Here is a 19,398-nt window from a genome sequence, read left to right on the forward strand (position 1 = left end):
TTTTAATGGAATAGAGGTATTTGGTCCTTGTTTTATATCATTCAGTTTATTCTTGGCGGTACAGTTATGCTGCTGGCTTCATGGTTAAGCAAATCGAATCTGCACTTTTTGTCCGGTATTATAACATTGCTTCCGATCTTAACGTTACTCAATATGCGGTTGCAAATGAAAAATATGACGGAAGATACTTTTCATATTGTCCAGCAAAACGCCATTTTTGGTGCTGTCGGCATGGTGTTATTTACTGTACTTGTTTTTTATTTATCCGGTTTATGGAAGCCTAGTTATGCTATTTTAGGAGCACTTTCGGTTTACATCGTTTTCATGGTTGCCGGAAGACCTGTGCTTGCGTTATTAAACGCTTAGTAACAGTTTTATTATGGATTTCCAAAAATAAAAGCGCATGGAGCAGTTACTTTCGTAACCAGCCCCATGCGCTTTTAATTTTATTGATAAAATGGTTTTACTTCATAACCGCTTTGTTCTAAATGATAGCGAATATTTTTATCGACTAAGAAGTGACCTGCGCCGACAACGACAAAGAATGTACCTTGCTGTTCTTCCAATACATCAACAAGCTTTGCGGCCATTTCTTCATCACGTTTACCAAACAGCATCTGATTGAACTCGGATGTGTCTCCTTCCATTTCAGTTAAGCTTGCCGCAAACTTTTCCACATCACCTTTGACCCAATTCGTGAACCAGTCTGCCATTAACTGTACATCTTCTTCTGATTGTTCAGTAGGCTCCAAAATACCGTCAAGAGCGGCTACCAATGATTCTTCCTGGGCTTCTGGAGATAAAGCTTCAAACATATCGACTTGTGCATTAACACCTTCTAGCTCATAAATAGGCTTTTGCTGTAAGTAAGCACTTAATAAAAATTGCATATCTACCCCATGCATCGCCATTTCTTCTGCTGTTAAACCAAATGCCCCGTCCATCATCATTGTCGAAAAATTATTTGAAAGCAACCAAGGCTTTTGCATTTCCAGTTCTTCCATAGGCACTTCAAGTTGAGTTGCGACTTTCTGAAGTTTCGCATACGTTTCTTCACTTACAACATCTTTAATCGTTCGTCCATCTTTAAACATTGCTTTTTCGATATAATAATCCATACCAGTTGGATCTAATAAGTTCGCTTCAACGAAAAGGCCGTCCGAATCATCGAAGGCTTTCGTTAATTGTTTATGCATAGGATATAAATCAGGTGTTCCTACATGAATGGAACCAAGCAAATACACTTTTGTATCTTCGTCTTCCACTACCCATGCAACACCTTTTGCACCTTCGTTTGCCTGCTCAAATGTATTCTGTATTAAGCGTACTGCAAAAATTACCGCATGTTGTGTTGTAGCTTTTTTGTCGAGCATCAAGCCTTGTTCTGACCCTTGTAATATTTTTTGTTTCTGCATATATGTAACAGCATCTTTTTCTGTATTTAACTTGTATTGGCCGACAATATTATAAAGACGGTTAATAATATCACCGCGTGTGCCATCGCCTTTTACCGCTACTGGTTTAAATTCTTCGTTTTTATCCAAATTTAAAGTTGCAATTTTTTGAGCAGTTAGCTTAATTAATGAATCTAAACGTTCAGCTGTAATAGTAGAACGGAAGCCGTCATAGTACCATTCGATCGGAAAGATACCGAACTTTTCGCCTTCATTTAATGTACCGATTGCCCAACTGCTTATATCCGGTGTTACTTGTTCCGCTTTAACGGCAGGCATAATTGATGTAAGCATCAATGAAGTCCCCAACGTTGTAGCCAAAACAGTTTTAGTCATCTTTTTCATTTAAACATCCTCCTGCATTTGAAAGTCATTTCCAATTAGTTTTTTGAAATAAATTATAGATAATGGATAAATTCAAGGTTAAATCATTTTCCATTAAAATCTATTTCACGAAATAAGTGTAACATAAATTTATTTAAATATAGAATATTTTGACATTTAAATTTTTTGTCTATGTACCCAAAAGCTGTAACTAGATAATTTGACTTAAATAAAAATAACTATATTTTTCTAAATAATATGAAGCTGATTAATTTTTAATAAATCGGGTATTTTAACAATAGTTACAAGAAAGGTGGTTTCCATTCATGAAGAAATTTGCATTAATTTGCGCATTAAGTACAACTGCATTGTTAGTAGGCTGTGGTGACAGCGAGGAAGCAACCAATTTGCCTGAAAATGCGCCGACAGAACAAAATACAATGAATCAGACAAGTACTGTAACCGAAACTCCGGATGCCCCATTTAACTTTACTCACTTTGATTTGGATATCCAGTATGCGGATGATAAGAGTTATGAAGTGAGTTATGAAAATGAAGCATCTCGCGCAGAAGCACAAATCGAAGATGAAGTGAACAAAACAAAAATTGAAGGTAATGAAGCAACGAACAAATTGGTTCCGATTTTTGAAAGCTTCACATTCGATATCAATTCAGAAGATGATGCGGTAATTGATGAAGTGCTGCAAAAATTTGAACAACCGGACAGCTATTTGGAAGTGGAAATTGAAATTAAATATGCAGATGGTACAGTAAAAGAGTACCACCGTGTAGCACAGCAATAATGATAATGCAGCTGGAACTGAAGTAGATATCCCAGTCGATTTTTACGGCAGCTAAAAAGTGCCATTTTTCTCCCCACGGAAAAATGGCACTTTTGTGTTATTTGCTCCCCTCTTCATTTTTTCTTGCCAAACTGAATTAAATCATTTTTGCGATCTGCAATGTTTTATATAATACTTTTGCCATTTGCGAACGTGTCAGTTTTCCATTCGGGTCAAATTGGCCATTTTTCTTACCACCAAAAATTCCAAACTCATAAGCTGTTGCTACAAAATAACGGTCAGACGTAGATAGCTGTTTAAAATCAGTAAATGGGATTTTTTTATAATCAGGATCTGAAATTTGGACCCCCGCATATTGCAGCATCCGTATTGATAAAACAGCTGCTTCCTGCCGTGTAACAACTTTCCCTGCATTGAAATAGTTACTATTTGGATGCTCAAGTATACCGGTTTCCAACAGTGCCACTATAGAAGTTTCATACCATTTACCACTGATATCTAGATACGTGGAACTTTCGTTTGTCGTAATATTCATCGAACGGGCAATCATTGCCGCATATTGCGCCAAAGTTACTTGCGTATTCGGTTTGTAATATCCGTTTTCTACCCCACTAACGATTTTACGTTTCGCTAACTGTTCAATTTCATATTGATGCCCATCGGCATGAATATCAAAAAATTGCACTCGACTATTTACAACTTTAAATTGTGCGGATGTTTTCGTTTTTATTATATTTTTATTTGCAATTTTTCTGTATGGCGTTGCTATATACTCCCCATCGTTATCTAGACGAACAATGGTAGTTGAAGAAGGCAATCCCTTTACTTCTATATCAATATAGGAAGAAAATTCGAAGTTTTCATCATACATACTTGCAGTAAACAGTATAGAATCTTCATTAATTTCTTCAATTGTCATTGTCACAATATCATTATTATTTGTTTTTGGCACCGCAACATAAGGGATTGTAAGTGTAATAGTATCCGATACAGCTATTTTTGTGTTCGTATACTGATTCATTTCTGTAACCGGCATTACTACCGTATACAATTGTCCTTTTTTTGAAACTTCTATGTTTGTCGGATAATCGGTTGGCTTTTCCATTTCATCAATATAATAAGGATCCCACCCATATGAAGTGTTGCGTTGTACTTCTTCGATATAAAGTAAATCTCGATAATTGGCTACATAGTTTTGCTGTAAGCATTTTTTGCCTCTATTAAATAATATTCGTATGTAGTGCTAAATGGATTAATCTGATCGATGAGGTTTTCCACATTTTCAACCTGCCAGTCATTTGCAGCATTGATGTATGCAGGTGCAGTTATGGTGACAGCTGGAGTTGTAAAGAGAGCCAAGTATAATGTTGTTTTTTTCATACGTTTAAACTACCTTCCTATTGTAAACTGTTACAATCAGTTTAGCACAAATTGCCTAGTCATTGTATATTTTTCCATTTTTTAATAAATACTCTCATTCCTGTCCTGGTGAATTTATCCCACTTGTGGAAGAAAACCATATGATCAATGGAAGTTACCGATTGGGTGATTGAAAAGGTGTGCCAATATCTTAAAGAATGCAAAGAAAACGGATTGCCATCATCCCCATTGCAATTAATATCCCACCAATCCAATTTATGAAAAAAGGGCTGTTTCAACATGTCAAAACACAATTGGATCATATGGGATCGATCCGTTCTAATTGGAATTCGAAATTACAGAAGATACTTTGCTGAATATCGAATCGAGTGTATATTCTACGATTCAAAGCTTGAAAGAACTTGGAATTCGTATCGCGGTGGACGATTTTGGTACCGGCTATGCATCTTTAGCTTCGATTCGAAAGTTTAAACCGAATAAAATTAAAATCGATAAAATATTTATTAATAATATTAATAATGAGGACAAGGTAGATAACGGTATTATTTGTGCTACATTAAATTTAGCAAAATCGTTGGAGATGAATGTGGTCGCAGAAGGTGTGGAAGAGTTTGAACAGCTTAAATTCCTCAAGAAGAATGACTGCGATGTAATTCAAGGCTATCTATTTTCCAAACCCGTTAAGAAGGAAATGTTTGAACACATCATGAAAGCCGGTTATTTATCACCGCAAGTTTCATAATCTTTTGTTCCATCCATTAAAACAAATAAACCGAAGCAACTATTAATGAACTGCTCCCTGTCAAGTAGACAGTGGAAATAATAAAAATGCTTTAAGCGGCTTGAGACCTGAACTCTTTAGGACTCAAGCCGTTTAATGTTTCTTGATATCGTTCGTTGTTATAGAATTTTATATATGTATCAATCGCATGTTTTAACTCTTCGTACGTCTCAAACTTATGTAAATAATACTTCTCTACTTTTAGAGTCCCCCAAAACGCTTCTATCGGTCCATTATCAATACAGCGGCCGACTCTCGACATACTGTGTGTCAGATTTGCTTTCTCTATGATTCGCTTGAATTCTTTTGATGTATATTGATATCCTCGATCACTATGTAGGATAGGAAACTCCTTTTGATTTAACTGGCGTATAGCTGGTTTAACGGTCTTGAAAACTAAATCATTATTATTTAAATGTCCTAATTTGTAACTGACAATAGACTTGTCATATAGATCAATAATCGCACTTAAATAAGCCTTTTTACCATTTCCATACTGGAATTCAGTTACGTCTGTACACCATTTTTGATTTGGCTTTTTGGCCGTAAATTCGCGTGCTAATACGTTCTCAGCTGTGTAATCTGGTGTTACCTTACGGTACTTTTTTGGACGACATCGAATAACTGCCTGTAAATCGGAAATCTGCATCAGTCGATAAATACGTTTTTTATTTACTTTATTTAAGCCTTCTTTTTCGCGCTGACGATTGATTGTCATAGTGATTCTACGATAGCCGTAAATACCATTTACTTGTTTATATAAATGATTAATGGATGCTACTAACTGTCTGTTTTCCAATTCTTGCGATGTTGGCTGGCGGTTTAACCATTTATAATAAGCTGCTCGTGATACGTTAGCTAATTTACAAAGTAATAGAATCGGAAATTTTTCTTTTTCTGCTAATTCTTGAATAGCTAAATAATGACTCTGCGTACGAATTTTACTTAACGAAGCCTCCTTTCGATTTCCTCTAACTTTTTTAAAAGTAAATTTTCAGCACGTAATCTTTCATTTTCACGTTCTATTTGTTGGATTTTTAACCGTAATTTATCTTCTGGTGTACGTTCATCCGCTGATTTCATTCGCCCACGGCGATCTTCAAGAGATTCTTCGCCACCAACTTCAAACTTCCGTACCCACTGGTAAACTTGTTGGTAAGTCACATTATGTTGAGTTGCCGTTGTTTTATAATCCTTTTGATTCTTTATACAAGTTTTCGCAATTTCAATTCGTTCTTCTAGAGTAGTGTTTCTTCCCTTAGTCATAGTTTGGCTCACCCTTTTATTCGAGTCTTTTAAATCACTATGACTATTATATTTTTTTAACCACCTGTTGAATACATTTTGACCACTGATTCCATATTTGGCCATAATCTCGTGCTTTGAATACTTACCTGTTAAGTAATCTTCAATGGCATTTCTTTTCAACTCTTGAGGGTAAATTTTATTTTTCGCAGGACGAAGTAATGCGCTTGTGCCCCCAAATTGATATTTAGCTCGCCATTCGTATAATCTAGCTACATTCACATTAAACATGCGACAAATTTCTCTTACCGAGTAACGACCTTCCTCTAAATATTTAAGAGCCAAAATCTTAGTATCTATTGAAAATGTTTTATTAGACAAAAAAATGCCCCCATTCGACAAACAGATTTTATTTTTTATCTGTCTACCTAATGGGGAGCATATCATTAATAGCTGCTTCGGTTTTTTATGATGTTATTTTAACTCGTTATATGCTTTTAAGAATTCTTTAACTTTTTCGCTGTCTGCTTCCAGTTTTAAACCTGTGTCAATTAAAGGTGAAACTGTTGATACAGCTGGTTTTTTCTTACCTTGGTAGTAGCTGATGAACTCATCTTGATTGATCGAGTGAAGGACTGCTTTACGTAAGTCTGCAGATTTTGCTGCTTCACGACCGCTTGTATTGAACAATAAGTACGATACTGCGTTGCTGTCGGCTGTTTTTAATTGTAAGTTTTCATCGCCTTCAACTACATCTGTTTTCGTTTCAGGAACTGATTGTAATACGTGGATTTCACCATTACGCAATGCTGATAGTGCACTGTCATTATCCTGGATGAAACGAACGCTGATATTTTCAATTTTCGGTTCGTTTTCAGTTCCTGCCTGGTATGCAGGGTTTTTCACGAACGTTGCTTCATAGTCATTTTTCTTCACTAAAATATACGGACCTGATGCTGCTAAATGGTTTGCATAGCTTGCGCCTTCCGTAACAGTCGATTGATCACCGTATGCGATATCCGTGTTCGGGTCATAGCTTGCTACATCAAATGTGTTCACTGCAGTTACTGCCGCTTCAGATACAATTCCGCCAGATTGGTGCGCTAAGTAGTTTAATACTTGCGGGAATGGATTTGGCGTTGTTAGTTTTACAACTTGGTATTTCCCTGCTGCATTGTCTACATCTTTTTCATCTGTCACAACTTCAGAAATTGCTGCAGGCAGGTCATCTGATAATTCTTCTAAAACAGACTTGCCATCTGCTGTTTTCACTGACTCCAATGAAGTAATATCCGATATGATTTCAACTGTATCAATATTTTCATGGATTGAATATGTGCGGTGATCCGGAACTGATGTTTCGTCTTTTGCACGGTTTAATGAGAATACAACATCTTCTGCTGAAACTAAATCCCCTGTATCAACTGCTTTTTCCCCTTCCACTTTTGCGAAGTTAATATCATCGCGCAACACGAAATAATACTCTTCATTGTTTTCGGCTACTGCGTGGTCATAAGAAAGTGAGCCTTCTGATACGACTTCATCTGTATCCGATAAGTTTACTAAACGAACATACATATTTGTGTTTAATGTATTAATCGAGCCATCGTTTGCTTTAACCGGATCAAGTGATGTTAATGAAGCTAATGCTTGGTGAAGGACCAATGTTTCTGAAGCATTTTTCGCTTCTTCATTGAATGAAATTGTTTCCCATGCTTGAGCACGTGATTTTGGCAGCCGTACTGTATCAGGATTTACTTCTGCTTTATAAATACCTTGGAACTTTTGAGAAATATATAATGGTGCAATATAGGCATTGTCGAATACTAAAGCTTGTTCCAGCTCTTTATATTTTTCCTTTGCTTCATCACCTGTTAGCGTACTCGCTTCATCGATTAATTTGTCGACTGTTTCATCTGAAGTACGGCTGTAGTCCCCACCAGTTTTGAATAATCCGCGTACTGCATAGTCAGGGTTACCTGTTACAGTCGTCCAACTTGAAATGGCAATGTCAAAATTGCCCGCATCTTGCTGTGCTGTGAATGAACCGTAATCCGGTTGGATATTCAGTTTTACATCGAAACCGTTCTTCACTAACTGGTCACGTACGATGTTCATGTCCTGCTCAGAAGAAGCCATACCAAGTAATTCGATGACTGGCTTTGTCCCAGCCGTTTCAGTAGTTGCTGAATCATTTTCTTTTACATCCGATTTTGTTTCGACACAGCCTGCTAATGCTACTGCTGCCACTGTTGCTGTTGATGCTAACGTAAATAATTTTTTATTCATGAAAAATTCCTCCAAAAAGTTAATTAGATTTTGGGTCCAATGCGTCACGCAGTCCATCGCCGAAAAAGTTAAACGATAAAACAAGCAGCATAATACATAGCCCCGGGAAAATCGCTAAATATGAATGTGACTCTAAATACGTACTTCCAACTTTTAAAATATTTCCCCACTCCGGTATGTGCGGTTCAATACCTAACCCGAGGAAACTTAAACTACTAGTTGAAATAACGGCTCCTCCGATTGTTAATGTTGCTTTAACTATCATTGGTGCTAATGCATTTGGGACAATATGCTTGAAAATAATCGAACGGTCATTTGCCCCTAATGCCCTGGCGGATTCCACAAATTCATAGTTTGAAATTTGCAATACATTTGCCCGCATCGTTCTCGCATAGGTCGGAATTGCACCGACACTTAATGCGATAATCAAATTGGTCGTATTTGCGCCAAATGCGGCAATAATCGCAATCGCCAACAGAATACCAGGAATTGCATATAAAATGTCCAATGCACGCATAATGATATTGTCGGTATTTTTTCCGTAATAGCCTGAAATCGCACCGAGCGCACCGCCGATTATTGCGGGAATGATCGTTGCACTGAAACCAACAATTAAAGATATCTGCGCACCGAATACAATTCGGGAAAATAAATCCCTGCCAAAATTATCGGTACCTAACGGATATTCAAGTGACGGTGTTTGCAGCAATACCGCATAATTGTTTTCAACTGCAAAGTCATAATCAAAGGTCCATGAGCTGACAACCGATAAACTGAACATGAAAACGATGAAAAACAGGCCAAAAACCGCCATCGTATTACGTAATATTTTATTCCAAGTTTTTTGCCATTTCTCCACAGCGGACGGATCTGAATTCCGCGCTTTACGAATTAGTGTAATGCCTAGCAACAGCGAGAAAAAATTGCCTGTCACTGTTGGAATAAGCAGTACAATTCCAAGCGGCAGCATCCATTTAGGTGCTGTATCAACCGTGACAAACTTCGCAATTAACACAGCTGTTGCCAAATACAGCAATGTTAGTAAGATAAATCCGCCCATAGCAAGAACAAATGTATCGACTACATATGGTTTGAACAAATTTAATCCTGAAATCAGGATAATGAATATTTGTGTCAAAAATGCATAAACAGCAAAAGTATATTCTGCCGTTTTGTTTTTCGTTGCGAGCATAAAGCCGAATCCAGCAGCAAATACATTCCCGACGAAAATGGTTAAAATCAATGGAATACCGAGAAGTCGTGTACGCTTTGTCAGTTCTCGATGCTCCGCTAAATCCTTTTTAATAAGCAGTGATATGAGCCATACGTATATTGTTGTACCAATATAAATCGCAAAAAATGCAAGTACATAAGGCCGCCATACACCTTCTGAAAAATTAAAACTATAAAGTAAAAACAGCAATGAAAAAATCGCAGAAAAAGCAATGGTAAACTGTGCATTTACATACTCTTGTGTTATTTTCAACAGCAGTTTTACATCTGATATAAATTTCACGTCGTTACCCTCTCCTAAGATTTTTTCATTTTCGAACGAATTCTTGGGTCAAAGAAAGCGTATAAAATATCGATCAGCATATTCACTATGGAAATGGTGATCGCAATATAAACAACCCCACCCAAAATTGCCGGGATATCCGGAATAAATTGCTTGTCGACAATATAACTTCCAATACCGCTAATATTAAATACTTTCTCTGTTACTGCAGCACCGCCTAGCATTCCGCCAAACAGCAGGCCAATAACTGTAATAATCGGAATCATTGCATTACGGATCGCGTGCTTAGTAATTACTTTTCGTTCACTTAACCCTTTTGCTTTTGCTGTAATAATATAATCTTCATGGATTACTTCCAGCATACTGGACCTTGTCATACGAGCAATTGATGCTGTTATTGATGTTCCAAGTACAACGATCGGTAGAACGAGCGACATCCAGTTGCTCGGATTATACGTTGCCGGGAACCATTTTAATTCCAGCGAGAACGTCAATATAAAAATTAGCCCTTGCCAGAAACTTGGAATGGATAGTCCGATTAATGCGATTAGCATAAATACATAATCAATAAATGAATTTGGACGCACTGCAGAAACAATACCGACCGGAATCGCTATTGCAATCGCCATCAGTAAAGAGAACATTGCGATTTCAAGTGTTACAGGAAATTTGTTTAATATGCTTTGTGTGACATCTTCTTTCCCTGCAAAAGATGTTCCTAAATCAAATGTAAACAGACTTGACAGTGAATGCCAAAGCTGTACTAAGTAGGGCTGATCCAACCCGTATAGCTTATTAAAGTTTTCGACTTGTGCAGGAGTTGCCTCTACCCCCAGCAAATTACGGGCAGGGTCAAACGGTGAAATATACAAAATCGTAAACACAAGCGTTGCTACCCCAATGATAACGAACACACTTTGTAATAAGCGCTCAAAAATAAAGCGAGTAAATGGATTACTCGTAATGAGTAGTAAAGCATACATCAAAATACCAGGAATTATTGTAATCAGTAAAAAGTTCGGACGTTCTAATAGTGTACTAAAATAATTTTTGTAGGAGTTTTCCACTACTCCATTTGCCTCAAGCCTTTTTTCTATTTCTCGCTCCAATTTTTGCTGGGCAAGCGCTTTCGCAGCTTGAATAATAGTTTGCTCATCGACCTTTCGATTGAAAAACTGAGCTTTCGTCCGTTCTTCTACTTCATATTGCTTATGCCACTCGAATACTTTCTCGTCTTCTATTATTTGTCTCTTCACATTCATAGCCTTTTCCGCATACGTTGATTTGGATCGATTCATTAAATAGAGCGGAACTGTGAAAATGTGTACGAGCAAGCCGAGCAATACAAAAGCAAAATAATAACTCTTTTTCGAAGCATTTTTTTGAAAGCTTTCAAAAAATAAATGCTGCATGAAACAAAAGCAGCTCCTTTCTTACCAATTCTCTCCACTCTTACTGTGTAAAGAATTTTCAAACTTTAAATATTGTATAATTCCTACCTGTATAGTAATGTATTATGTAGAACGAACATTCAGAAGTCAATGAAATTATTTTATTTTTATTAAAGGATGAGCATGTTATGAGTAAAAAGTTGCTTCAAGTAAAGGATTTACGTGTATCTTTTATAACTGGCGAGCAAGAATTCGAAGCCGTTAAAGGCGTAAGTTTTCATGTAAACGAGGGTGAAACAGTCGGAATTGTAGGAGAATCCGGTAGTGGAAAAAGTGTAACGGCCCGTTCAATTATGCGTTTACTTCCATCTCCTCCTTCTTTCTTAAAAGATGGAACGATTGAATTCCAAGGGAAAAATCTAATTACCCAAACGGAAAACCAAATGGAAGCGATTCGCGGAAAAGACATTAGTATGATTTTCCAGGATCCGATGACCTCTACAAACCCAACTATTCGTATTGGTGACCAAATTGCAGAAGGTATAATGAAACATCAAGGGCTTTCGAAAAAGGAAGCACATTTAAAAACAATTGAACTATTAAAATTAGTCGGAATAAAAAATAGTGAACAACGTTATAATCAGTACCCCCATGAATTTAGCGGCGGGATGCGACAACGAGTTATGATTGCTATGGCTTTAGCATGTAACCCTTCCCTTCTTATTGCCGATGAACCGACAACAGCGCTTGACGTAACAATCCAAGCACAGATTTTATCATTGATGAAGGACATGCAGCAGCGATTTGGTACATCTATTATATTGATTACACATGATTTGGGTGTCGTAGCGGGTATGTGTGATCGTGTCGTTGTTATGAAGGAAGGCGAGGTCGTCGAACAAGGTACTACGGAAGAGATTTTTGCCAATCCGCAGCATCCTTATACGAAACGACTGTTGAACGCTTTGCCGAAGCTACATGAACCGAAACAGCCGAAAGAACTGCCAAACTTGTCGCCTGACTTGAATATTAATGTGCCGTTAGTCGAAGTTAAAAATATATCCAAACATTTTGAATTAGCAAAAGGCAATGTATTAAAAGCGGTGAATGATTTATCATTTCAGATTTATCCGGGTGAAACATTAGGGCTTGTTGGTGAATCAGGTTCCGGTAAATCGACAACCGGCCGAACATTGTTGCAGCTACACGAGCCAACAGACGGTGAAGTACTTTATAAAGGCGTACCGGTTAGTCGCTTAACGAAAAATGAGCTGAAAAGTATGCGTCGTCATATGCAAATTATTTTCCAGGATCCTTATTCAAGTTTAAATCCGCGAAAAAAAATATTGGATATTATCGGAGAAGCACTGGATGTTCATAAACTGTCCCCTTCCAAAGAAGCACGCCGGGCACGAGTAGAAGAATTATTGGAGCTCGTCGGTTTAAAAAAAGAACATGCGCTTCGTTATCCGCATGAGTTCAGCGGCGGTCAGCGTCAGCGTATCGGAATTGCACGTGCTCTTGCTGTGGAACCTCAATTCATCGTTTGTGATGAGCCGTTATCCGCGCTTGATGTGTCCATTCAAAAGCAAGTCGTTGATTTATTGAAGGATTTGCAGCAGCGATTAGGATTAACATATTTGTTTATTGCACATGACCTGTCCATGGTGAAACATATTAGTGATCGTGTAGCTGTGATGTATGCCGGAAAAATTGTTGAGCTGGCAGAAAGTGAAGAGCTGTATGCCAATCCGCAGCATCCTTATACGAAAATGCTGCTCGATTCGATACCGATTCCGGACCCAGCAATTGAAAAACAGAAAAAACGTCGTGTTATGACCGACGAAGAACTGGCAGCGAATCGATTCGATGTAGAGAACACAGAGCTTGTTGAAGTTACAAAAGGTCACTGGGTAGCTATATAAATATTAAAAAGACTTCAAATCTTTTTTAATATAGGGTGAAAAGTATAATAAAACAAACTAGACCTTATGTTTAGAAAATTTAAGTTTGATTATATATAATCAAACTTTATAATCAAACTTTTACCTGTATATAAAAATACATCCATTAAATCTTTATTGTGTTAATGGATGTATTTTTTATTTTGGTCATTTAATAAAGGTTAATAATTTATAATTAAGTTCGATCATTTATAATAAAGTATGATAAAAAACCTGTATGGGGTGCAATTTTCTTATTCCACAATCGGGCCATATTGTGGAGTAAGAAAAGGTGCTGATTAATAATAATAAAAGATTTGTTATACAAGTTTTTATACAAATTAAAGATCAAGCTCATCAAGTATAAACACTGTTACCTCTAGGGTTTTCATCATCTGTATAAAATGCTGCATAACATAATGTTCATACAAAAAAGCATGAAACGTTGATTTAACAACATCCATACCTTTTTAATGTGTCCCCAAACTTTGATTTGGGAACGTTATTTTGTATAGAATTGTATATCCTAAACTTAGCTAAACGCTCCGACTAAATCTATAAATTTTCCATTATGAGCGTCTATCACAATCGTTGCATTCATTTCAGATGATTTTATTGTAACTTCCCATTGCATTCTATTGAATAATTTATTCCAAAACCCAGTTCTTTCAAAAAGATGTATATGTATATCTTCTTCTGGAATTCCTTCTAGTCCATCATATACAATCGTTCCCCATTCTTCTGTTGGATTTAGTAAATATTTTTCCGCACTAATTAAAGCTGCATCGGCACTAAGTATGGGTGATTTATAAAAATATAAAAAACAAATGACACTAGAAACGATTAAAACTAATCCTATTTTTTTAAAAATAATATCACCTCAAATGAAATTATTGTGTTATCTATTCAAATCGTCCCCAAAGTGGCATTGGGGAACGTTATTTTCGTTTCAACTAAATATTCCTTCATTAACTAAATTTATTTTCTATATTTCATTATTTTTCTCCGTATTTTCCATCCCTCATTGCTTTTTTATATCGACTACCTTCTTCAATAGCTATTGCTTCCTCAGTGCTTATTCCTTGAATAGCGTAATACTTTGTGCCTTTTTCATACGTATTCGAGAAGTTTCCGGAGTAAGTTCCCTCCATATCTGAATACTTTGTAACTTCACCGATTTTTTCATCTACATTTTCAACATATTCATCACTTAATTGATAAATATAGCCATCCCAAACAACAAACTGAAAAGCCCAATCAGCTGATGAATTATTAAAGGGATTAGAGTTGGAGCAACCTGATAAAAGAACAATAGCTATTACTACACAGAAAAAATTGTATTTTAGTCTCAAAAGCATTAACTCCTTTATCTACCAATTTAATTAAAGAACAACCTTACCAAAAACGGTGTTTGGGAAGGTTTATAACAGTTTATTAGCTTAAAGTCCCTAAATAACTCACCAAATGATCTTTATTAAACGAATAATCATTTTAGGAATAAACATTAAAATGTTCCAAGCCACTTCAAATAATATTGAACTGGTAAGATCCCCGAAGAACTCTTTAAAAAAGCCGTCCTGTTGTTGCTTTGTAATAAATTTCAATCAAAAATGCCTCAAAATCCATTATTTACGGTAAAAAAAGAAGAATCTATTTTGAAATAAAGATTGATCATAATAGATTCTTCTCTTGCATATATAAGTTTCCGTTTTATAAAAAAGTTTGTTCATTTTCTAATTGTGTTGCTCAACAATCGCGCCCTTTAATGGAATAACTATGATTTTAACAAAACATTTTATTTGTGCTTTCTTTTTAAAAGCCAAGAGCGTATAAACGTTTATTACACGGGTGGAATGACACCTGTAACTAGCAAAATAAAGAAAAACAATCCGATGCCAAAGTAAACAACGGAAGCGAAAAACACTGCACCTTTTTTAAAAACAAAGGCTTCTCTTTTTTGAATGATCCCTGTTATGCCCGCGTTTCTCGCTGTAAAGAAATTCGAAATAGGCCCACCTCCACTTGTTAACAAAAGAAGTAATCCGCTACATATCGCACCGATAATTCCCATTACTTCAATAAATCGAACAGAAAACGAATTTGCAACAAAATAGGTGATAACCGCCTCGATACATAAAGTTAGGAAAAAAAGAAAACCCTTCTTTTTATTCATTGTTCTTCAACTCCCTTTATTTATATTTCTAATTATGAAATAAACTTCTTTTACACTAACCCTTCCTTTTAACCTAATTTTACCATAACAATACGTTGATTGAACCCACAATTGTATACTTCGTAGACTGCGATCTTAGTTTAAGTGTTATCCTACAATCTCAATATAAATCTAAATCTAAATGAGTATCTGAATGTAGTTCCTCCACAATCTGGCCCTATAATTGAATAAAGCACTTTTCTTATTCTGAACTGCACCCCAAATGTTAGACACAAATCTATCATTTGGAGGTGCTTTTTATATGACAAGGATTACTTTTGAACAAAAATTGGATACGATTTTTCGTGTTGAAAAAGGTGATGAAGGCATTACTTCAATTGCTAGGTCACTCAATTTCACTAATACTGAATTGATACATTTCTGGATTGGCAAATATAATCTTCATGGACCAGAATCCTTGAAAAAGAGCTATACACGTTATTCTATTGAAGATAAACTATATATACTCAATTATATGAACGAGAATAGGTTGTCTGATATAGAGACTGCAGTACATTTTAATTTGCCTACTCCAGGTACAATAAGAAAATGGCGAATTAGTCTCAAAAATGTGAGTGTGGATACCCTATTTCTTAAGGAAAAGGGGCATAAACAGTTGAAAAAAGACAACTCAAAAAAAGGTAAAAATCAAAACTTTAAAGAGGGTTCATTAGAGGCATTACGAGCAGAGAATGAACAGCTACGTATGGAGAATGCATTTTTAAAAAAGTTGAATTCCTTAGTTCAAGAGAAGGAAAAATTAAAACGAAAGACTTGGCACAAGTAGTATTTGAACTAAGGGATCAATTTAGTATAAAAGATTTAATAAAGTTAGCCGGCATTAAGCGTAGCACTTATTATTATTGGACAAGTCGCTTTGACCAACCTGATAAATATGAGAATATGAAATCGGTGATTTCAACTATATATCACGACCACAAGGGACGGTATGGTTATCGTCGTATAACGTTAGAATTACGCAATCAAGGCTTCCTAATTAATCATAAAACTGTTCAAAGACTTATGAAGGAAATGGGTTTAAAATCGCTTGTACGTATTAAAAAATACCGTTCTTATAAAGGTAATGTAGGTAAAATTGCGCCAAACATTCTTAGTCGTAAATTCATTGCGACAAAACCAAATGAAAAGTGGGTAACGGACATAACTGAATTTCATTTATTTGGTGAAAAGTTATACCTCTCCCCAGTACTAGATTTATTTAATGGTGAAATCATTGCTTATAATATTCAAAGCCGACCTACATATAAACTTGTATCGATAATGTTAGATAAAGCTTTATTTTGCTTATCCGAAGGAGATGCCCCTATCTTACACTCGGATCAAGGTTGGCATTATCAAATGAAAGAATACTCTAATGCCTTAAAACAAAATGACATTACCCAAAGTATGTCTCGTAAGGGGAACTGTTTAGATAATGCAGTAATTGAAAACTTTTTTGGCCTATTAAAATCGGAACTCTTATATATGCAAGAATTTGAAAGTATGAATCACTTCAAGCTTGAACTTGAATTGTATATTGAATATTACAATCACAAACGTATTAAAGGAAAATTAAAAGGATTGAGTCCGGTACAATACCGAATTCAATCCTTCCAAGCTGCTTAACTTAATAATGTCTAACTTTTTGGGGTCACTTCATTCAAGAAAAGCGCTCAATAGTTGAAGTTTATTTTACTGTTTAAATAGATTTATCTAACAATACCTAAATTATCAAATGGATAGAATCTAACTTTGGCTGTTCCTAGAACTTTATCCATTGGTACTAATCCTACATTTGGATCTCTGCTATCAGTAGTTTTTCTACGATTATCTCCTAAAACAAATAAATAACCCTCCGGTATTTCTTTATAACCTGTTAAAGATTCTAAATTGAAATTGTATGTTAGTGGAGCATGATCTGTTAATTTTTCTTTATATTCATCTAAATAAGGTTCTTCTAATGCTTCACCATTAATATAAAGGATATCATTCTCGTATGAAATAGAATCTCCCGGCAAGCCCACAACGCGCTTAATATAATCTTCACCAATCGGCGCTTCAAATACTATGACCTCAAATCTGTCTATACCAGATATTTGCTTACTAAATTTATTAATAATAACTCTGTCTCCGTCCTCATATGTTGGCATCATTGAAGAACCATCTACTACAATTGGTGAAAAAATAAATGTTCTTATAGCGATAACAAAAACAACTGCTACCGCAATAGCTATAAACCAATCTAATAATTCTTTTTTCTTTGATTTCTCCAAAATAACAGCGCTCCTTTAATTACTCTAAAATAAATCATTTCTTCTTTCACTGTTCTGTCGTGTTAGAAGTAATATTTTACTTCACAATTTAACCTTAATTGTAACATAAACCCACCACTTTTTTGAGACGTTATTCAACTAAATGGCCCGATTGTTGAATAACTTTATTTTGACTTAACAGGTTCAAATCCACAAGAAAAACCGAGATTCCTTTTTTATAGAAATAGAAATTCCGGTTCATCTTTTTTATAAACGGTTCATCTTTTTTATAAACGGTTAAACTTTTTTCAAAACGGTACGACTTTTATTAAAACAGTTCAACTTTATTTCAAAGCCACACCTGTCTTTCCTTCTTTGTTTTTTTATTTTTCATTTCCTAACTCCAAATAACTCAAGATTTATTTGAATTATAATCCTTTTTTATTTTTGAAACCAATTGATGAAAGAAATAAATTCCCCAAACCGACGTTTGGTAGCATTAATTATAGCCCAATGTCGTTTTCAAAATCGTATTAGCGAACAACTTCTTTTTGCGTATGGTCGTAAGCCACTCGAATATGGCAGCCCCTTATTCCACAATCGGGCGCGATTCTTCAATAAGAAGATCGCGTTTTTCTGTTATAGAGCCATATTGCAGAAAGTCAATTGAAGCAAGATAGGTAGCATACGCTATCATTTTTTTTCGTATTTAATAATGTTAAAATGAACTTACGTATTGAGCAAATGCTTCACACTTAAATGAAATTTATACTTACTATTTAACAATTGGGCACGTGAGGTAGAAAGTGGTCAAGATTTTTTACAAAGCTAAAAATATAATTATTTATTGAAAAATTATACATAAAACTAAAGAAAGAGATAAGGGGATAAATTAATGACTTGGAGAGAAGACGATAACTGGAAAGTCGTATTTCCAGAACAAAAAATCTTCATAATGAAACATCATAATTGGGCATTTGTTGCATGGGATCTAGCCCGTAAAAATGCCTGGATAAACAGTGATTCAGTATTAATTCATGTTGATCAACATCTAGATGCTGCGCTAGATGGTGCACAAGTACCTGGCTTAAAAGAAGCTAAAGGATTAAAGCAATTGTCAGAATTAACAGCAGGTACTTTAGGTAATGATAGAATTGTTGGAATTGATAATTTTATTTGGGCCGGATTTGCTAGAGAAACAATACAACGAATTTTATATGTATCTCCTGAAGAACAAGATGAGTTATCGGATAATGAATTGCAATCACGTGAGTTAAAAGGTTACACTTCTAAAGAAAGGGTTGACAATATTTGGGTAAAGCGGTTAGATTCAGTAGAAATGCTAGAGTTTATAAAGCGACGTAATCTATTAAATTTATTCACGGATGGTCACTCATTAATACTTGATCTAGACTTAGATTATTTTGCTTTTGAATCTCAAACTGAGACAGGACATACTATTTATCAACTTAAAGATACTGAAGAAATAAAAAAGGATTTAAAAGTTCTAAAAAATTTGTACTCTTGGGATGCGATTACAGTAGCTCTCTCCCCAGAGGATTGGTACATAGGTGGTTCAGAGAATGCTGAATATGTATTGAACCTCTTCCTTGAAGAATTTGAATTAAATCTTTCACAAGGAAAGAGTTGGTCCGCTTTAGAAAGATAAGTATAAGTAATATTTTGCTCTAAGATTATGTAGATATCGTAAATTTAAGAATCGGGGGCTTTCGTTCAATAACGGAGACAGCTTAAAAAAACTGTCTCTTTTTTTTATGTCATTAGCAATAATCTTTAAGAACAGAGCC

General features: G+C 35.5%; 16 protein-coding genes. 6 read left to right on the forward strand and 10 right to left on the reverse strand.

All coding sequences use genetic code 11. The features are described 5' to 3' along the window. Nucleotides 1-27: 27 nt before the first annotated feature. The gene (locus MHH44_RS10740; RefSeq protein ID WP_340798541.1) at nucleotides 28-366 is read left to right on the forward strand and encodes a GlpM family protein; all 339 of its coding nucleotides are present in this window, start codon (nucleotides 28-30) and stop codon (nucleotides 364-366) included. An 80-nt stretch (nucleotides 367-446) separates the two neighbouring features. On the opposite strand, the gene MHH44_RS10745 is transcribed toward MHH44_RS10740, so the two are convergent. Continuing rightward, nucleotides 447-1,799, reverse strand: a complete 1,353-nt coding sequence (locus tag MHH44_RS10745) for a TraB/GumN family protein (protein ID WP_340798542.1) — start codon at nucleotides 1,797-1,799, stop codon at nucleotides 447-449. A gap of 305 nt (nucleotides 1,800-2,104) precedes the next feature. Here MHH44_RS10745 and MHH44_RS10750 point away from each other — a divergent pair, with 305 nt between their 5' ends. Then, nucleotides 2,105-2,581 (forward strand): YusW family protein, encoded by a 477-nt coding sequence (locus MHH44_RS10750; RefSeq protein WP_008403653.1) that lies wholly within the window; start codon nucleotides 2,105-2,107, stop codon nucleotides 2,579-2,581. 136 nt (nucleotides 2,582-2,717) lie between these two features. Here the strand turns inward: MHH44_RS10750 and MHH44_RS10755 are convergent, their stop codons facing one another. Together MHH44_RS10755 and MHH44_RS10760 are read right to left on the reverse strand one after the other, a co-directional pair. Continuing rightward, nucleotides 2,718-3,686 carry an S-layer homology domain-containing protein gene (locus tag MHH44_RS10755; RefSeq protein WP_340798543.1) on the reverse strand — a complete coding sequence of 323 codons (969 nt, stop codon included), beginning with the start codon at nucleotides 3,684-3,686 and terminating at the stop codon, nucleotides 2,718-2,720. Nucleotides 3,687-3,766: 80 nt separating this feature from the next. After that, nucleotides 3,767-3,961, reverse strand: a complete 195-nt coding sequence (locus MHH44_RS10760; protein WP_340798544.1) for a hypothetical protein — start codon at nucleotides 3,959-3,961, stop codon at nucleotides 3,767-3,769. Nucleotides 3,962-4,283: 322 nt separating this feature from the next. Here MHH44_RS10760 and MHH44_RS10765 point away from each other — a divergent pair, with 322 nt between their 5' ends. Next, nucleotides 4,284-4,703: an EAL domain-containing protein gene (locus tag MHH44_RS10765; RefSeq protein WP_340798545.1), complete on the forward strand. Its 420-nt coding sequence runs from the start codon at nucleotides 4,284-4,286 to the stop codon at nucleotides 4,701-4,703. 91 nt (nucleotides 4,704-4,794) lie between these two features. On the opposite strand, the gene MHH44_RS10770 is transcribed toward MHH44_RS10765, so the two are convergent. From MHH44_RS10770 to MHH44_RS10785, 4 genes are all read right to left on the reverse strand, one after another. Then, nucleotides 4,795-6,368, reverse strand: a protein-coding gene (locus MHH44_RS10770) for an IS3 family transposase (RefSeq protein WP_340797534.1) whose coding sequence is annotated in 2 segments (ribosomal slippage) — nucleotides 4,795-5,729 and nucleotides 5,729-6,368 — 1,575 coding nt in all. Because the reading frame shifts where the segments join, the coding sequence is not laid out codon by codon here. Between the two features lie 93 nt (nucleotides 6,369-6,461). Beyond that, entirely contained in the window at nucleotides 6,462-8,276 is a 1,815-nt protein-coding gene (locus tag MHH44_RS10775; protein ID WP_340798547.1) for an ABC transporter substrate-binding protein, read from the reverse strand. A gap of 19 nt (nucleotides 8,277-8,295) precedes the next feature. After that, on the reverse strand, nucleotides 8,296-9,792 hold the full coding sequence (locus MHH44_RS10780) for an ABC transporter permease (RefSeq protein WP_339261830.1): 1,497 nt from the start codon (nucleotides 9,790-9,792) through the stop codon (nucleotides 8,296-8,298). Between the two features lie 14 nt (nucleotides 9,793-9,806). Then, the gene (locus MHH44_RS10785; RefSeq protein ID WP_339261831.1) at nucleotides 9,807-11,204 is read right to left on the reverse strand and encodes an ABC transporter permease; all 1,398 of its coding nucleotides are present in this window, start codon (nucleotides 11,202-11,204) and stop codon (nucleotides 9,807-9,809) included. A gap of 167 nt (nucleotides 11,205-11,371) precedes the next feature. On the opposite strand from MHH44_RS10785, the gene MHH44_RS10790 reads away from it, so the two are divergent. Next, on the forward strand, nucleotides 11,372-13,108 hold the full coding sequence (locus tag MHH44_RS10790) for an ABC transporter ATP-binding protein (protein ID WP_339261832.1): 1,737 nt from the start codon (nucleotides 11,372-11,374) through the stop codon (nucleotides 13,106-13,108). A 1,013-nt stretch (nucleotides 13,109-14,121) separates the two neighbouring features. On the opposite strand, the gene MHH44_RS10795 is transcribed toward MHH44_RS10790, so the two are convergent. Continuing rightward, a complete protein-coding gene (locus tag MHH44_RS10795; protein WP_445190711.1) occupies nucleotides 14,122-14,484 on the reverse strand; it encodes a hypothetical protein in 363 nt (120 codons plus the stop codon). A gap of 482 nt (nucleotides 14,485-14,966) precedes the next feature. Next, nucleotides 14,967-15,299, reverse strand: a complete 333-nt coding sequence (locus tag MHH44_RS10800) for a hypothetical protein (protein ID WP_339261835.1) — start codon at nucleotides 15,297-15,299, stop codon at nucleotides 14,967-14,969. 301 nt (nucleotides 15,300-15,600) lie between these two features. On the opposite strand from MHH44_RS10800, the gene MHH44_RS10805 reads away from it, so the two are divergent. Next, nucleotides 15,601-16,964 (forward strand): IS3 family transposase gene (locus MHH44_RS10805; RefSeq protein WP_340798550.1). Its coding sequence is split into 2 segments (ribosomal slippage): nucleotides 15,601-16,060 and nucleotides 16,060-16,964, totalling 1,365 coding nucleotides; the frame shifts between segments, so codons are not numbered across the junction. An 83-nt stretch (nucleotides 16,965-17,047) separates the two neighbouring features. On the opposite strand, the gene lepB is transcribed toward MHH44_RS10805, so the two are convergent. Beyond that, complete coding sequence (gene lepB, locus MHH44_RS10810; protein ID WP_339261837.1) at nucleotides 17,048-17,611, reverse strand: signal peptidase I; 564 nt, start codon at nucleotides 17,609-17,611, stop codon at nucleotides 17,048-17,050. 874 nt (nucleotides 17,612-18,485) lie between these two features. Between lepB and MHH44_RS10815 the strand changes: the two genes are divergently transcribed. Further along, complete coding sequence (locus tag MHH44_RS10815) at nucleotides 18,486-19,259, forward strand: UPF0489 family protein (protein ID WP_339261841.1); 774 nt, start codon at nucleotides 18,486-18,488, stop codon at nucleotides 19,257-19,259. Nucleotides 19,260-19,398: the final 139 nt, after the last annotated feature.

The organism is Solibacillus sp. FSL K6-1126, from assembly GCF_038003445.1.
Taxonomy (GTDB): domain Bacteria; phylum Bacillota; class Bacilli; order Bacillales_A; family Planococcaceae; genus Solibacillus; species Solibacillus silvestris.

What these genes read in the sequence shown, in the direction of transcription:
- MHH44_RS10745 (WP_340798542.1), bottom strand. Translation starts at nt 1,799, where the DNA reads ATGAAAAAGATGACTAAAACTGTTTTGGCTACAACGTTGGGGACTTCA.
- MHH44_RS10750 (WP_008403653.1), top strand. Translation starts at nt 2,105, where the DNA reads ATGAAGAAATTTGCATTAATTTGCGCATTAAGTACAACTGCATTGTTA.
- MHH44_RS10755 (WP_340798543.1), bottom strand. Translation starts at nt 3,686, where the DNA reads ATGGAAAAGCCAACCGATTATCCGACAAACATAGAAGTTTCAAAAAAA.
- MHH44_RS10760 (WP_340798544.1), bottom strand. Translation starts at nt 3,961, where the DNA reads ATGAAAAAAACAACATTATACTTGGCTCTCTTTACAACTCCAGCTGTC.
- MHH44_RS10775 (WP_340798547.1), bottom strand. Translation starts at nt 8,276, where the DNA reads ATGAATAAAAAATTATTTACGTTAGCATCAACAGCAACAGTGGCAGCA.
- MHH44_RS10785 (WP_339261831.1), bottom strand. Translation starts at nt 11,204, where the DNA reads ATGCAGCATTTATTTTTTGAAAGCTTTCAAAAAAATGCTTCGAAAAAG.
- MHH44_RS10790 (WP_339261832.1), top strand. Translation starts at nt 11,372, where the DNA reads ATGAGTAAAAAGTTGCTTCAAGTAAAGGATTTACGTGTATCTTTTATA.
- MHH44_RS10795 (WP_445190711.1), bottom strand. Translation starts at nt 14,484, where the DNA reads ATGCTTTTGAGACTAAAATACAATTTTTTCTGTGTAGTAATAGCTATT.
- MHH44_RS10800 (WP_339261835.1), bottom strand. Translation starts at nt 15,299, where the DNA reads ATGAATAAAAAGAAGGGTTTTCTTTTTTTCCTAACTTTATGTATCGAG.
- MHH44_RS10815 (WP_339261841.1), top strand. Translation starts at nt 18,486, where the DNA reads ATGACTTGGAGAGAAGACGATAACTGGAAAGTCGTATTTCCAGAACAA.